Genomic DNA, 15,301 nt, shown 5'->3' on the forward strand with positions numbered 1-15,301 from the left:
GGAGGCAGCGCAATGACCTGGTTCACCCCTGAAGTGATCGATGTGATCCTGACGGTCATCAAAGCCATCGTGATCCTGCTGGCCGTGGTGGTCGCGGGCGCCTTGCTCAGCTTTGTCGAACGTCGCCTGCTGGGCTGGTGGCAGGACCGTTACGGTCCGAACCGCGTTGGCCCGTTCGGCATGTTCCAGATCGCCGCCGACATGCTGAAGATGTTCTTCAAGGAAGACTGGACCCCGCCGTTTGCCGACAAGGTGATCTTCACCCTGGCGCCGGTGGTGGCCATGTCCGCCCTGCTGATCGCCTTTGCGATCATCCCGATCACCCCGACCTGGGGCGTGGCGGATCTGAACATCGGCCTGCTGTTCTTCTTCGCCATGGCCGGTCTGTCGGTGTACGCGGTGCTGTTCGCCGGCTGGTCGAGCAACAACAAGTTCGCCCTGCTCGGCAGCTTGCGTGCCTCGGCGCAGACCGTGTCCTACGAAGTGTTCATGGGCCTGGCCCTGATGGGCATCGTGGTGCAGGTCGGCTCGTTCAACATGCGCGACATCGTCGAATACCAGGCGCAGAACCTGTGGTTCATCATTCCGCAGTTCTTCGGCTTCTGTACCTTCTTCATCGCTGGCGTCGCCGTGACTCACCGTCACCCGTTCGACCAGCCGGAAGCGGAACAGGAACTGGCCGACGGTTACCACATTGAATACGCCGGTATGAAATGGGGCATGTTCTTCGTCGGTGAATACATCGGCATCATCCTGATCTCGGCGCTGCTGGTCACCCTGTTCTTCGGTGGCTGGCACGGTCCGTTCGGCATCCTGCCGCAACTGTCCTTCGTCTGGTTCGCACTGAAGACCGCGTTCTTCATCATGCTGTTCATCCTGCTGCGCGCTTCCATCCCGCGTCCGCGTTATGACCAGGTGATGGATTTCAGCTGGAAATTCTGCCTGCCACTGACCCTGATCAATTTGCTGGTGACCGCTGCGGTTGTGTTGTTGAACACGCCTGCGGTTGCGGTTCAGTGAGGATTTGACCCATGTTCAAATATATTGGCGACATCGTTAAGGGTACCGGTACCCAGTTGCGCAGCCTGGTCATGGTCTTCGGCCATGGCTTTCGCAAGCGCGACACCCTGCAATACCCCGAGGAGCAGGTCTACCTGCCGCCACGCTACCGTGGCCGTATCGTCCTGACCCGCGACCCCGATGGCGAAGAACGCTGCGTAGCCTGCAACCTGTGCGCCGTGGCCTGCCCGGTGGGTTGCATCTCGCTGCAGAAAGCTGAAACCGAAGACGGTCGCTGGTACCCGGACTTCTTCCGGATCAACTTCTCGCGCTGCATTTTCTGCGGTCTCTGCGAGGAAGCCTGCCCGACCACCGCAATCCAGCTGACCCCGGATTTCGAGATGGCCGAGTTCAAACGTCAGGACCTGGTGTACGAGAAAGAAGATCTTTTGATCTCCGGCCCCGGCAAAAACCCTGATTACAACTTCTATCGTGTTGCAGGTATGGCAATCGCTGGCAAGCCGAAAGGCGCTGCGCAGAACGAAGCCGAACCGATCAACGTGAAGAGCTTGCTGCCTTAAGGAAGAACGATGGAATTCGCTTTCTATTTCGCATCGGGTATTGCTGTGGTGTCCACGCTGCGTGTGGTCACCAACACCAACCCTGTGCACGCCCTGCTCTACCTGATCATCTCGTTGATTGCCGTGGCCATGACCTTCTTCGCCCTCGGCGCGCCGTTCGCCGGTGTGCTGGAAGTGATCGCCTACGCCGGTGCCATCATGGTGCTGTTCGTGTTCGTGGTGATGATGCTCAACCTCGGTCCCGCCTCGGTGCAGCAGGAACGCACCTGGCTCAAGCCCGGCATCTGGGCAGGACCGGTGATTCTTGCCGCGCTGCTGCTGGCCGAACTGCTGTATGTGCTGTTCGCTCACCAGAGCGGTCAGGCCATCGGCCACACCACCGTAGACGCGAAAGCCGTGGGCATCAGCCTGTTCGGCCCGTACCTGCTGGTGGTCGAACTCGCCTCGATGCTGCTGCTCGCCGCAGCCGTCACGGCGTTCCATTTGGGCCGTAACGAGGCGAAGGAGTAAGACATGCCTGCTATCCCTCTCGAACATGGTTTAGCCGTTGCCGGCATCCTGTTCTGCCTTGGTCTGGTCGGCCTGATGGTCCGCCGCAACATCTTGTTCGTGTTGATGAGTCTGGAAGTGATGATGAACGCCTCTGCCCTGGCCTTCATCGTTGCGGGCGCCCGCTGGGCGCAGCCGGATGGACAGATCATGTTCATCCTGGTGATCAGCCTTGCCGCAGCCGAGGCCAGTATTGGCCTGGCGATCCTGCTGCAACTGTATCGCCGCTTCCACACGCTCGATATCGACGCTGCCAGTGAGATGCGCGGATGAACCTACTCTTTCTGACTTTCGTATTCCCTCTGATCGGGTTCCTGTTGCTGTCGTTCTCGCGCGGCCGCTTCTCGGAAAACCTCTCGGCGCTGATCGGTGTCGGTTCGATCGGCCTGTCGGCCATCGTCACCGCTTACGTGATCTGGCAATTCAACGTCGCGCCGCCGGAAGGTGGCGTGTACACCCGGGTGCTGTGGCGCTGGATGTCGGTGGAAGGTTTCCAGCCGAACTTCGCGCTGTACCTGGATGGCCTGTCGGTGACCATGCTCGGCGTGGTCGTCGGCGTCGGCTTCCTGATCCACCTGTTCGCGTCCTGGTACATGCGTGGCGAAGACGGTTACTCGCGCTTCTTCTCGTACACCAACCTGTTCATCGCCAGCATGCTGTTCCTGATCCTCGGCGATAACCTGCTGTTCATCTACTTCGGTTGGGAAGGCGTGGGCCTGTGCTCGTACCTGTTGATCGGTTTCTACTACAGCAACCGCAACAACGGTAACGCGGCACTCAAGGCGTTCATCGTCACCCGCATCGGCGACGTGTTCATGGCCATCGGCCTGTTCATTCTGTTCCAGCAACTGGGCACGCTGAACGTCCAGGAACTGCTGGTACGTGCGCCGGAGCATTTCAAGGTCGGTGACTTCTGGATCGTTCTGGCAACCCTGATGCTGCTCGGTGGTGCTGTCGGTAAATCGGCGCAACTGCCGCTGCAAACCTGGCTCGCGGATGCGATGGCCGGCCCTACCCCGGTTTCGGCACTGATCCACGCCGCGACCATGGTGACCGCCGGTGTCTACCTGATCGCCCGTACCCACGGTCTGTTTGCCTTGGCGCCGGACATCCTGCACCTCGTCGGCATCGTCGGTGGCGTGACCCCGGTACTGGCCGGTTTCGCCGCGCTGGTGCAGACCGACATCAAACGTATCCTCGCCTACTCGACCATGAGCCAGATCGGCTACATGTTCCTCGCGCTGGGCGTTGGTGCCTGGGAAGGCGCGATCTTCCACCTGATGACTCACGCCTTCTTCAAGGCCCTGCTGTTCCTTGCTTCCGGTGCGGTGATCGTTGCCTGCCACCACGAGCAGAACATCTTCAAGATGGGCGGTCTGTGGAAGAAACTGCCACTGGCCTACGCCAGCTTCATCGTCGGCGGTGCCGCGCTGGCCGCTCTGCCACTGGTTACCGCAGGCTTCTACTCCAAGGACGAAATCCTCTGGGAAGCGTTCGCCAGCGGCAACCAGGGTCTGCTCTACGCAGGTCTGGTCGGTGCGTTCATGACGTCGCTGTACACCTTCCGCCTGATCTTCATCGCGTTCCATGGTGAAGCCAAGACCGAAGCCCACGCCGGCCACGGCATTGCCCACTGGCTGCCATTGTCGGTGCTGATCGTGCTGTCGACTTTCGTCGGCGCGATGATCGTGCCACCGCTGCACGGCGTACTGCCGCAAAGCGTCGGGCATGCCGGTGGCGAAGCCAAGCACAGTCTGGAAATCGCCTCGGGCGCCATCGCCCTGGCCGGTATCCTGCTGGCAGCGCTGCTGTTCCTTGGCAAGCGCCGCTTCGTCACGGCGATCGCCAACAGCGGCATCGGCCGTTTCCTTTCGGCCTGGTGGTTCGCTGCCTGGGGCTTCGACTGGATCTACGACAAACTGTTCGTCAAGCCGTACCTTGCGATCAGCCATGTACTGCGCAAAGACCCGCTCGACCAGACCATCGGTCTGATCCCGCGTATGGCCAAGGGTGGTCACACTGCCCTGAGCCGCACCGAGACCGGTCAACTGCGTTGGTACGCCGCCTCGATGGCTGCTGGTGCCGTGCTGGTGATCGGCGCCATCGTGCTGGTAGCGGTCTGATATGAACCTTGCGAATTTGCGAAAGGAAACGAGCCCGTCATGATTCTGCCTTGGCTAATCCTGATCCCCTTCATCGGCGGCCTGCTGTGCTGGATGGGTGAGCGCTTCGGCGCTACCCTCCCGCGCTGGATTGCGCTGTTGACCATGACCCTGGAACTCGCGCTCGGCCTCTGGCTGTGGGCCCACGGTGACTATTCATTCGCACCGGCGCCGGGCGCCGATCCGACCTGGGCGCTTGAGTTCAAGCATGTCTGGATCCAGCGTTTCGGCATCAACGTGCACCTGGCCCTCGACGGCCTGTCGCTGTTGATGATCCTGCTGACCGGTCTGCTGGGTATCCTCTCGGTACTCTGCTCGTGGAAAGAGATTCAACGTCACGTTGGCTTCTTCCACCTCAACCTGATGTGGATCCTGGGCGGTGTGGTCGGCGTGTTCCTCGCCCTCGACCTGTTCATGTTCTTCTTCTTCTGGGAAATGATGCTGGTGCCGATGTACTTCCTCATCGCGCTCTGGGGTCACAGTTCTTCGGACGGCAAGAAAACCCGGATCTACGCAGCGACCAAGTTCTTCATCTTCACTCAGGCGTCCGGCCTGATCATGCTGGTGGCGATCCTCGGTCTGGTGCTGGTCAACTTCAACAACACCGGCGTGATCACCTTCAACTACGCCGACCTGTTGAAAACCAAGATGTCGATGACCACCGAGTACATTCTGATGCTCGGCTTCTTCATCGCTTTCGCGGTCAAGCTGCCCGTCGTACCGTTCCACTCCTGGCTGCCTGATGCTCACGCCCAGGCACCGACTGCCGGTTCCGTCGACCTCGCCGGTATCCTGCTGAAAACTGCGGCCTACGGTCTGCTGCGTTTCGCCCTGCCGCTGTTCCCGAACGCTTCGGCGGAGTTCGCGCCGATCGCCATGACCCTCGGTCTGATCGGGATCTTCTACGGCGCGTTCCTCGCGTTCGCACAAACCGACATCAAGCGTCTGATTGCCTTCTCTTCCGTTTCCCACATGGGCTTCGTGTTGATCGGTATCTACTCCGGCAGCCAACTGGCGCTGCAAGGCGCAGTGATCCAGATGCTGGCGCACGGTCTGTCGGCAGCGGCGCTGTTTATCCTCAGCGGTCAGTTGTACGAGCGTCTGCATACGCGTGACATGCGTGAGATGGGCGGTCTGTGGTCGCGTATCGCGTACCTGCCGGCGATCAGCCTGTTCTTCGCGGCGGCGTCGCTGGGCTTGCCGGGTACCGGTAACTTTGTCGGCGAGTTCCTGATCCTGATCGGTTCCTTCGCCAGCGCTCCATGGGTCACGGCGATTGCCACTTCGGGTCTGGTGTTCGGTTCGGTCTACTCGCTGATCATGATTCACCGTGCCTACTTCGGCCCGTCGAAATCCGACGCGGTGCTGCACGGCATGGACGCGCGCGAACTGATCATGGTGCTCGGTCTGGCGGTGTTGCTGATTTACCTCGGCGTCTACCCGCAACCGTTCCTCGACACCTCTGCCGCCACCATGCATGGCGTGCAGCAGTGGCTCGGCACCGCCTTCTCTCAACTCGCTTCGGCCCGGTAAGAGCGCTATGGAATTCACGATTCAACACTTTATTGCGCTTGCGCCACTGTTGATCACCAGCCTCACCATTATCGTGGTGATGCTGGCAATCGCCTGGCGCCGCAACCACTCGCAGACCTTCCTGATTTCGGTGGCGGGTCTGAACCTGGCCCTGCTTTCGATCCTGCCTGCGTTGAAAGTCGCGCCTCTGGCCGTGACCCCGTTGCTGCAGATCGACGCGTTTGCCTGTCTGTACATGGCGATGATCCTGGTCGCCACCCTCGCCTGCGTCACCCTCGCCCACGCCTATCTGGGTGATGGCGGTTCGGGCTACCCGGGCAATCGCGAAGAACTGTACCTGCTGATCCTGATGGCCGCCGCCGGTGGTCTGGTTTTGGTCAGCGCGCAGCACCTGGCCGGGTTGTTCATCGGTCTGGAACTGCTCTCGGTACCGGTCTACGGTCTGGTCGCTTACGCCTTTTTCAACAAGCGTTCGCTGGAAGCCGGCATCAAGTACATGGTGCTGTCGGCCGCCGGTTCCGCGTTCCTGCTGTTCGGTATGGCGCTGCTCTACGCCGACGCCGGTTCGCTGAGCTTCGTCGGCATCGGTCAGGCCCTGGCCGCGACCGGCCTGCCAGCCCGCTGGCGCAACTGGGCCTGGGCATGATGCTGATCGGTCTGGCGTTCAAGCTGTCGCTGGTACCGTTCCACCTGTGGACGCCCGACGTCTACGAAGGTGCTCCGGCACCAGTGGCGGCGTTCCTCGCCACCGCTTCGAAGGTCGCGGTGTTTGCGGTGATGGTGCGTCTGTTCCAGCTCTCCCCTGCTGCCAGCAGTGGTGTGCTGAGCGATGTGCTCAGCGTTATCGCGGTCGCCTCGATCCTGTTCGGTAACCTGCTGGCCCTGACCCAGAGCAACCTCAAGCGTCTGCTCGGTTACTCGTCCATCGCGCACTTCGGCTATCTGCTGATCGCACTGGTGGCGAGCAAGGGGCTGGCGGTAGAAGCCATCGGCGTCTATCTGGTGACTTATGTCATCACCAGCCTCGGCGCGTTCGGCGTGATCACCCTGATGTCCTCGCCGTACAACGGCCGCGACGCCGACGCGCTGTACGAGTACCGCGGCCTGTTCTGGCGCCGTCCGTACCTGACCGCCGTGCTGACCGTGATGATGCTGTCCCTGGCCGGCATCCCGCTGACCGCCGGCTTCATCGGCAAGTTCTACATCATCGCCAGCGGCGTCGAAACGCGTCAGTGGTGGCTGGTCGGCGCACTGGTACTGGGCAGCGCCATCGGCGTGTTCTACTACCTGCGCGTGATGGTCACCCTGTACCTGATCGAGCCAAACCTGCGTCGCCACGACGCCCAGCTGCACTGGGAACAGAAAGCAGGCGGCGTGATGCTGCTGGCCATCGCCCTGGTCGCATTCTTCCTGGGTGTGTACCCGCAGCCGTTGCTGGTGCTGGTACAACAGGCGGGTCTGGCGGGCTGATTGCTCGGCTGATCTGGCTATACATGAAAACGGCACCTTTGCAGGTGCCGTTTTTTTTGCTCCGGGATTTGTTGCGCAGCAAGCTATCCTCGACGAGTGGCGCGTCTCACTCCTCTTGCCGACGCTTGCTCAGCCATTACTTTCCATAGCGGTTACGAATGGTCAGGCTTGCAGACTCTCCGTCGTAGTAGCTGATAAATATCCAGCCATCGCGAGCAGTAACATTTTCCATGGTTGGCTTGCCAGTCACCGCGACGGTCACCGGCACTCCCCCCGCCGGCAGCCCCGTGAAAGTGGAAACCGCGCGAATGCCATATCTCCAGAACGAGGCCGAACCTCCCATTTGCTGAGGGCCGAATCTTTCAGATACCTCAGCACTGTTATGCGCCAGCGACATGGGCAACTCCAGCGAACTGAATTCCAGCGCCGGCACCTTCAACCAGACTGCGAAATCGCCGGCACTGGTACTGTCGACGCAGTTCAGCAACCAGCTCACCCCGTCCTCGCCGAGCGTTTGCGGGATGCTCGGACTCAAGGTAACGCCCAGATCGGCCGCGTGGGCACTCAACTCCAGAACCACGTCCTGGCCGAGCAAAAAACTGCTGTCCTGAGGTCGCAAAGTCAATGTATGCGTCGCCCCAAGACAGGGGAACGCCGGGGCGCCACCGAACACCTGGCGGAACCCATCCAGATCAAACCTCACGGCGTCAGCCAAATCCCCCGCTTCCACTCGCCCGGGCAGCTCCCAGTCGGGCAGTATCGAACTGGCCAGACTCAAACCATAAAAACCACTGTTCGCCTCTTCGGTAGAAATATACCAATGGATTGACGATCCTTTGTTTATTGTCAGCGGCGTGCCCAGATCAGGGTTGAAAGTCAGGCCTCGTTCCTTCGCGCCCCAGAAGTTCTGCAAAGTGACGGTAGAGCCAATCAAAACACTGTCGTCGGCAATCTTCAGCTCCAGCTTATAGGGCAGGTTTTTTCTCAACAGCACGAGTTCGCTTGCAGCGTCGACGCGCTCACCGTCCAGATAAAGCTCTGCTGCCTGCGCCCAGACATCGTCCAGTACGGCATTCACTTCATAGAGTTCGGTCAAAATCACACCGGCGTTATCCTGAGTGACGTCCGCCAGAATTTCATGCTTGCCGACTGTCTCAGGTGTATAGCGATAACTGGTCCAGCCGTTGACGTCGGTCTGCGTTGTCGCCAGCAATTCCTCCTCGCCATTGACGCGCCACTTCACCTCCACGCCAGCCGCTACCTCCCCGCTGACACCGGAGATGACCTGGATTCGCAACAGCACGCTCTGCTCGGTGCCCACCACCGGTGTACCGATGGCGGGTGTAGCGTCGCCAATGGCATACCGCGATTCGCTGACCTTGAAGGAGCGAGCCTCAGTCCAGTCGGACCAGTCGCCGTCGAATGTCTGCCGGGCCTGCACGGCGTAGTCTCCGAGGGGCCACGCTTTTTCTGCGGTCCAATTCCACCGGGTTGAACCGTCGACGATGGCAAACTCTTCCTTGGGATCAAGCGCATGACGCAGGACAATCTCACCTCCCGTTGCTCCTGTGCCTCGAATCCTCGGATAGCGTGATGTTTCGGAGTTCGCCCGTGGCGCTTCGATCGATGGAGTTGACGGGGCAGCCTTGACCGTAAACCGATGCGGCGCGCTCCAATCCGAATCAGTCCCACCGCTGGCCTGTTTAGCCTCAAGGACAATGGTGCCTGGATCCAACGGTTCCACCACTGTGAATGTCAGGATCCCGTCTGCACCCGCTGTCTCTTCGTGCAACGTCGCGCCGTTCTCAAAACGAACGGTTTGCAGCGCGCCTGGCAGGCCGGCGATCTTGAGGGTGGGATACCTTGAGGTTATGCCTCCCGCCTGTGGCTGCCGGAATTGAGGGGCGTCGGGCCTGTCCTCCCCTTCCACGGTGAAAGTGCACAAGTCACTGGGGTCAGAGTCCACGCCGTTTACTGTCTGGATGACGTAGACGGTGTTTTCGCCGGACGTCCAGTCCTCCGCCGGTGTGAAGAGGCGGTCGGCTCCGTTGCTGGCGAATTCGCCAGGCACAGCTCTATCGGGTTGGGTGAACATTTGCAGGGTGACGACGCCTGACGCGACACCGGTGATTTTCAAAGGCTGTTTCGGTGTTGCCGGGTCGGTTGGCGGCTCGATGTCAGGCGTAGCTGGCTTGATGTAGAACTCGAGGACAGCGGTTGCTTCAGACGTATCTCCATTCACACTCTGCTGCGCCTTGATATGTTTAGGACCGGGCAGCCACAGGTACTCGAAAGACCATGTCGCTGCATCGTAGGTCAGGTCGCCTTGCAGAGAGGTGCCAGCGGCACTTTGCAAGGTGATCGTCGCTCCCGCAATGCACGTTCCTTGCACCCTGACATCGGCATGATGAACGGTGTGGGGTAGAGGCTGAATGATTACGGGGGCGGGAGGCTTCTCTATTACCGAAACAGTGACCGGATCGCTTGGATCCGAGACCATCCCATTTATCGTTTGCACGGCCCAGACGTCCGTACTGCCTGGCTTCCAGCCAGTTTTTGATACAAAGGTACGCTCCGTGCCACTACCGGCGAACTCGCCCTCTATCGGCGCACCTCCGGTGGTGGACATTTGTAGGACGGCAACGCCCGAGGAAACACCGGTAATGATCAACGGCTCTTTCGCTGCAGCCGGACTGGGTGGTGGTGTAATGGTTAGTTTGGACGGCTTCACTGCAATAGGAACCGGGGCGCTCGGGTCGGAGGCTATACCGTCAACACTCTGCACAACCGTGACCACGGTGATGCCCCCACCCCAGTTGACCGCTGGATAAAAAATGCGAGTATCGCCATTGCCGGTAAAGCTGCCAGCTACAGGGGCATTTGCGGCGGTATACATTTGCAGGCTGACCACAGCGCTCACCACACCGCTTATTTTTAGCGTTTGATTGCCCAACGCCGGTTTCGGTGGTTCGGCAATGCTTGGTCTGGAGGGTTTCACTGGCACAGAAACCGGTCCACTCGGATCAGAATGCATACCGTCTACAGTCTGCACGACCTTGACGCGGGTGATACCCGCAGCCCAGTTCGCCGTTGGGGTGAAAGTACGTTTGCTGTCACTGCCGGTAAAACTGCCGGCCACCACGCCATCGGCGGCGTTAGACATCTGCAAAGTAACGTCGCCGTTCGCAACACCGGTAATTTCCAGTGACTGGGTACTGGAAGACGGGTTGGGCGGGAGTGAGATGTAGGGTTTGAATGGCTTCACTCTAACGGAGACCGAAAGGCTTGGATCGGAAGACACACCGCCCAGGGTCTGCACAACAGATACAACGGTCGTGCCACCGCGCCATCTCTCTGTGGGCGTAAATACGCGAGTTGCGCCACTACCGGTGAAACTGCCAGCGACAAGTGCGTCTGCCTCGGTAAACATTCGCAGCGTGACGTCACCTGTCTCTACGCCGGTTATGTTTAGCGTTTGATTACCCATGGCCGGGTTCGGTGGCCAGTCAATGCTTGGTCTGGATAGCCCCACTGAAACGGAAACCAGATTGCTCGGATCCGAAGCCATGCCGTTCAGGATCTGCACAACCTTGACCCGAGTGGTACCTGCAACCCACTCCGCTGTTGGCATGAAAATGCCTGTGTTGACAACGTAAATGCCAGGCACCGGTATGTCTCTGTCGGTGTACATGTGCACCTTGGCATTAAGCAAAACGCCGCCAATGCCCAGTGACTCTCTTACTGATGCCGGCTTGGGTGGCGGATAAATGGTCGGTTTTGGCGGTTTGGCCGGATCGGGCGGTACAGGTTGCGGCACATACAAATTGTGACATTCAGCCCATTCACTCCAGACCCAGACCTGCTTGTACCTGACTTTGAAATTGAAGTACGCACCAAAGCGATCAAAAGACGTATCAGGTACCCAATGCTCAAGCTTTGCCCACTCATCTTCTGAACCATGATGGTCAGTTGCTTCTCCCCAGCATTCGATTTTCCAACTATCAGTGACTCCTCCAGGAGATAGAGCGACGATATTGAACCCGCCTGGCGAGACTGTAGAGTTGCTTAAAGGTGACAAAATCAAAGGCGCCGGCCACAGGCCATTCGGTTGCAGCTTGTTCTCGTCGTCCATATCCATCGCTCCCGTTATCCCGGCGCAATTGCCGATCTTCAGACGCGATTCTTGATGTCGGGCATCCCTTGCGCCTACCTGTCAACTGTGACAGTTCGGACGGACGGTCATGCTTGAGCATGGAAAAATCGGCATTTCCAAACTGCATAACAGCAATCAGATTGATTTCCATAAGGCCTAAAAAACTGTTGAAAACCTGTCAGGTTTGACAGGTTACCCAAGCTCATTTTGTCGTTACTTTGTTCCTGCCCAGGCATTTTTCCAATGCCCCCTTCTGGCAGGAGATCCAAAGTCATGGCCGACACCCCCTCCCTGATGAACGCCCTCATCAGTTCCGACGCCAGATTGAAGACAGACCGCAACGACTTCCCCACCGCCATGCAGCAAATGGGCTTTACGTCAGTTTTCGACATCGTCCGTCTATCCAAAGCAGCGTTCGCTCGCCAGCTCGCCCTTCACAGCGACGCGAACGCCGATGTGGCCTACGACAATGCGATGAAATATGCGGCGCTCATTTCGCGCCTGTATCGGGAATACCAGACCTCTTCCTGCACGTTGCAGCAACTGGCTCAACGCAGTGGTGTGAGCTCGCTGGTTTCGCTGGGCGCTACCTATCAACGCATGTTCAATGAAAACTGGGACGAGTTCACCAAGGTCGGAGCCATTGCCGCCAACGATAGTCCGGTGGCCTACCTGACTGAACTGCGGAGATTCTCCCTTCAACTGGAAGCCACCAGTGAGGATCCCAAGCGGCTGTTGATGGATCAACGCCGTCCTGACCTCAAGGACCTGTTGATCAGCCAGGAGAGCACCTTCACACCGAGGCCAATGCTGGAAATTGTCACGCAGGTATTGGAAAGTCATCTGCGCACCTATCTGGATGGCAATCTTCCCGACAAAAGCAAATCCACCTATCAGGTACTGGCCGAACGGAGCTACCCCTTCGAACTGCCCTACAACTTCTATCATCACCAATGCCAACTTGGGCTCGCTGATAATAAGCCGCGTCTGGGCGAGTTGAATTACCGGGCCAGTCTGTTGCTACCGATCAAACAGGTGGCAATCAATGACTATGGGCAATTGCAGCAACCGGCGCTACAGGCACAACGGTTGCTGTGCGGGTTGAGCCCACAACAACAGCAATTGCTGCTCGCCCCCCCGGTGTTCAGCCATTTTTATCTGACCCGCAGCAATCTCATCAACGGCTGGCAAAACCCTCTCACTGCCTACCTGCGGCCACATACCACACCAAGCAGATGTTACTTGCTCCTGTCCGGGCAGCCCGACGACGTGGTCGCGACTCCGTTGGCGGACGCACCAACGAATCAAGGCGGCTCCAAAACCGTTGTCTCACTGACCTTTCGTAAAGACGACAAGACCGTGCCTGCCAGTATCGATCTGAGCTCTAACGTGCCGGACCTCACAGGGACTGGCTGGCTGATAAATCGTCTGCACGCTGCGATAGATAAACCCATCGTTGTGCATTTCCAGGCTGCCACCCTTCCCACGCCGACCGAGCAGGAATACACAGCCAGATTCGATCTGATCACCGCCACCGGGACGGTGGAGCAACCGGTCCGTCTGGCCAGACAGCGCTTCGCCTTTACGCTCGATGAGCAGTACCGCCTGACGACGACAGAAAAGAACTTTTTCAAAGGCGCCTACGGTGTCGAAGTCACCAGCGATGCGCCTGTGCAGCAATTGACCCTGTTGACCGACTTCATGCAGCACACTGGCCTCACCGCTGAACAGGTCGAGCAACTTGTGGCCCGCCGCAGCTTTGCAGTGCGATTGTCGCCTAATTGTCCATACCTGCAGCCGACCCCTGACAGGATTGGCCCGCAGACCGGGCCTTTTCCTAATCACTACGGTGCCTGCTACGTCAATGGCATCGGTCCCGGTGCGGAACTGTCCGACAACGCGCCGGAACCGGGCGCGGAAACAGACCTGAGCGATGAGTCAGACCACGCCATAGGACTGGAGCGGATAGCGTCGGGTGACAACACACAATGGCGTCTGACCAAAACCTCACTTGATCGTCTCGATCGTCTTCAGCGGATGATCCGCCTGCAACGCTGGAGCGGCATTCCTTTCGCCAGGCTCGACACGTTGATCTGCAGTGCCATCCGCGCCGAGGGCGAATCAAACCTGGGCATGGAGCTCAACGAAAACAGCCTGCGTGCGCTGGGCGTCTATCGCTACCTGAACCAGCGCTACAGCATCGAACCTGAAGAGTTCGCGGCGCTGCTGCACGACCTCAGCCCCTATGCCAGTGGCAAGGACGCGGTGCCGTTGTTCGATCAATTGTTCAACCATGTGCAACTGTTCGACACACCGCTGATTCTCGATCAAACACCCATCGATTTGACCACCCTCGATGCCGCGACGCAGAAAACCCTGCTGCAACTCTGTGCCGGGCTCGGTGTGCAACCCACCGAAGACTCTTTGCTGTTGATTGCCCGTCAGACCGAAAAGCACGTGGGCGCGCTCAAGCGTGACTTGCCTACCGTTTCCTCGTTGTACCGCCAGGCGCGGATAGCCCGGTTGTTCGGTCACTCGGTCGAAGAACTGCTGGCGTTGGCGGGACTTCTCGGAGGCTCGTCTTACACAACCGCACTGGCCAGCGGCCGCTTGAGTGCAACGACTGCGGAGGCGAATCCGGACATCCTCGATGTGCTGATGCAACTGGATTGGGCCTTCGCCTGGCTCAAAGACAGTCAGCAGACCGTGACGCAGGTATTGCAACGCCTGGGCATCGATGCCCCGCCAAATCCCGAAGAGCAGGAAAATGATCAGCAGATCAGATTGGCCGAGCAAGCTCCCCTGCCCGATGAGTTGCGGGCGCGTCTGACCACGCTGCAGAGCGATACGCGCCGCAGCCTGGCGACCGAGGCGCAAGTCAATGCGCTGGGTCTGCCACTGCAAGAGGATGGCAAACGCAAGCGAGGAGAAATCAACTGGTTTCAGTTGCTGATCGAACACCATCTGATCACTGCTGACGGCCTGCTGTCTGGCCTTGATCGCACACTGACCCTGACAGATGAACCCGTTGCCTGGTTACAGGCCGATGTCGCGCAAGCGCTCAAAGGTCTAGGGCTGGCCCAACCTGTCAAAGATGCTTGCGCAGACAGACTCGTCAAGTTCCTGCTCGATGTGCATGACCGTCAGGCCCAGTTGCTCGAAGGGCTTTTCCAGGAAACCGCGAAACTCGCGCCGGATTGCTGCCGGGCGGTCATTCACTGGGCGTGGGCCACGCCCTATAGCATTTTGCAGCAAGCACTCAAGACCCCGCCGCCCCAAGCGTTGATCGAGGATTATCAACGGGTGGCTCGCCACGCCGAGATCGCCAGAGAGCTGCGTTTGAGCAATAGCGCTCTGCGCCTGTTTGCAATCAATCCGATGTGGCTGGGTGGCGCGGCATACGAGGAAGGCAGTAACAGCATGCCTTCGCTTTCCGATCTCTATCTGCTTGAACGCTTCAGTCATTGGTTCCACAGCCAGAGCCAGTCCGAAGACCATGTCCTGAGTTATTTCAGCTGCGCCAATCCAGCCAAGGCCCAATTGAAAAACAAGGCCCTGCGCCAGCTCGCCAGCGAAACGGCCGATGCTGCCCTTGCTCGTTTGCTGAACTGGCCGCAGGCGCAAGTTGCCGAGCTGACCAGCTCGCTCCCCGATAAACGCGCCACCTCGATGGCTCAAGTCGACTGGGTCCGTCGTTGCCAGGCCGCTTGTCAGGCCAGCGGCTTGGCCGCCAAAACCCTATTGCAAGCCACCGCGCTGGGCGAACAAAGCGATCTGCTGGCCTGGAAAGCCGTCGGTGAGGGAGTCATGGCCGCCCACTCTAACGCCGCCCCATCACGTGACAATGGTTGAGG

At 59.1% G+C, this 15,301-nt stretch carries 9 protein-coding genes and 1 pseudogene; 8 read left to right on the plus strand and 2 right to left on the minus strand.

Annotated features, from left to right (window positions below):
• Positions 1–12: 12 nt before the first annotated feature.
• The 7 genes and pseudogenes from nuoH (at position 13) to nuoN (ending at position 7,294) form a co-directional block, all read left to right on the plus strand.
• Positions 13–1,020, plus strand: a complete 1,008-nt coding sequence (nuoH, locus tag AB4O12_RS11420; RefSeq protein WP_039763316.1) for an NADH-quinone oxidoreductase subunit NuoH — start codon at positions 13–15, stop codon at positions 1,018–1,020.
• 11 nt (positions 1,021–1,031) lie between these two features.
• On the plus strand, positions 1,032–1,580 hold the full coding sequence (gene nuoI / locus AB4O12_RS11425; protein WP_016775283.1) for an NADH-quinone oxidoreductase subunit NuoI: 549 nt from the start codon (positions 1,032–1,034) through the stop codon (positions 1,578–1,580).
• 9 nt (positions 1,581–1,589) lie between these two features.
• Positions 1,590–2,090 carry an NADH-quinone oxidoreductase subunit J gene (nuoJ, locus tag AB4O12_RS11430; RefSeq protein WP_007951462.1) on the plus strand — a complete coding sequence of 167 codons (501 nt, stop codon included), beginning with the start codon at positions 1,590–1,592 and terminating at the stop codon, positions 2,088–2,090.
• Positions 2,091–2,093: 3 nt separating this feature from the next.
• Positions 2,094–2,402, plus strand: coding sequence for an NADH-quinone oxidoreductase subunit NuoK (gene nuoK / locus AB4O12_RS11435; RefSeq protein ID WP_003180046.1), 309 nt, complete (start codon positions 2,094–2,096; stop codon positions 2,400–2,402).
• Complete coding sequence (gene nuoL / locus AB4O12_RS11440; RefSeq protein ID WP_460061972.1) at positions 2,399–4,252, plus strand: NADH-quinone oxidoreductase subunit L; 1,854 nt, start codon at positions 2,399–2,401, stop codon at positions 4,250–4,252. Before nuoK ends, nuoL begins: the two co-directional genes overlap by 4 nt.
• Positions 4,253–4,291: 39 nt before the next feature.
• Positions 4,292–5,824: an NADH-quinone oxidoreductase subunit M gene (nuoM, locus tag AB4O12_RS11445; RefSeq protein WP_016775285.1), complete on the plus strand. Its 1,533-nt coding sequence runs from the start codon at positions 4,292–4,294 to the stop codon at positions 5,822–5,824.
• A gap of 7 nt (positions 5,825–5,831) precedes the next feature.
• Positions 5,832–7,294, plus strand: a pseudogene (nuoN, locus tag AB4O12_RS11450) (NADH-quinone oxidoreductase subunit NuoN).
• Positions 7,295–7,430: 136 nt separating this feature from the next.
• Here nuoN and AB4O12_RS11455 read toward each other — a convergent pair.
• On the minus strand, positions 7,431–11,426 hold the full coding sequence (locus AB4O12_RS11455) for a fibronectin type III domain-containing protein (protein WP_460061975.1): 3,996 nt from the start codon (positions 11,424–11,426) through the stop codon (positions 7,431–7,433).
• Between the two features lie 107 nt (positions 11,427–11,533).
• A complete protein-coding gene (locus AB4O12_RS11460) occupies positions 11,534–11,722 on the minus strand; it encodes a hypothetical protein (RefSeq protein ID WP_460061977.1) in 189 nt (62 codons plus the stop codon).
• On the opposite strand from AB4O12_RS11460, the gene AB4O12_RS11465 reads away from it, so the two are divergent.
• A complete protein-coding gene (locus tag AB4O12_RS11465) occupies positions 11,721–15,299 on the plus strand; it encodes a Tc toxin subunit A (protein WP_460061979.1) in 3,579 nt (1,192 codons plus the stop codon). The two genes, AB4O12_RS11460 and AB4O12_RS11465, sit on opposite strands and share 2 nt — an antisense overlap.
• The last annotated feature ends 2 nt before the right edge of the window (positions 15,300–15,301 follow it).

The organism is Pseudomonas sp. S2_A05, from assembly GCF_054668485.1.

What these genes read in the sequence shown, in the direction of transcription:
- nuoH (WP_039763316.1), top strand. Translation starts at nt 13, where the DNA reads ATGACCTGGTTCACCCCTGAAGTGATCGATGTGATCCTGACGGTCATC.
- nuoI (WP_016775283.1), top strand. Translation starts at nt 1,032, where the DNA reads ATGTTCAAATATATTGGCGACATCGTTAAGGGTACCGGTACCCAGTTG.
- nuoJ (WP_007951462.1), top strand. Translation starts at nt 1,590, where the DNA reads ATGGAATTCGCTTTCTATTTCGCATCGGGTATTGCTGTGGTGTCCACG.
- nuoK (WP_003180046.1), top strand. Translation starts at nt 2,094, where the DNA reads ATGCCTGCTATCCCTCTCGAACATGGTTTAGCCGTTGCCGGCATCCTG.
- nuoL (WP_460061972.1), top strand. Translation starts at nt 2,399, where the DNA reads ATGAACCTACTCTTTCTGACTTTCGTATTCCCTCTGATCGGGTTCCTG.
- nuoM (WP_016775285.1), top strand. Translation starts at nt 4,292, where the DNA reads ATGATTCTGCCTTGGCTAATCCTGATCCCCTTCATCGGCGGCCTGCTG.
- AB4O12_RS11455 (WP_460061975.1), bottom strand. Translation starts at nt 11,426, where the DNA reads ATGGACGACGAGAACAAGCTGCAACCGAATGGCCTGTGGCCGGCGCCT.
- AB4O12_RS11465 (WP_460061979.1), top strand. Translation starts at nt 11,721, where the DNA reads ATGGCCGACACCCCCTCCCTGATGAACGCCCTCATCAGTTCCGACGCC.
- AB4O12_RS11460 (WP_460061977.1), bottom strand. Translation starts at nt 11,722, where the DNA reads ATGACTTTGGATCTCCTGCCAGAAGGGGGCATTGGAAAAATGCCTGGG.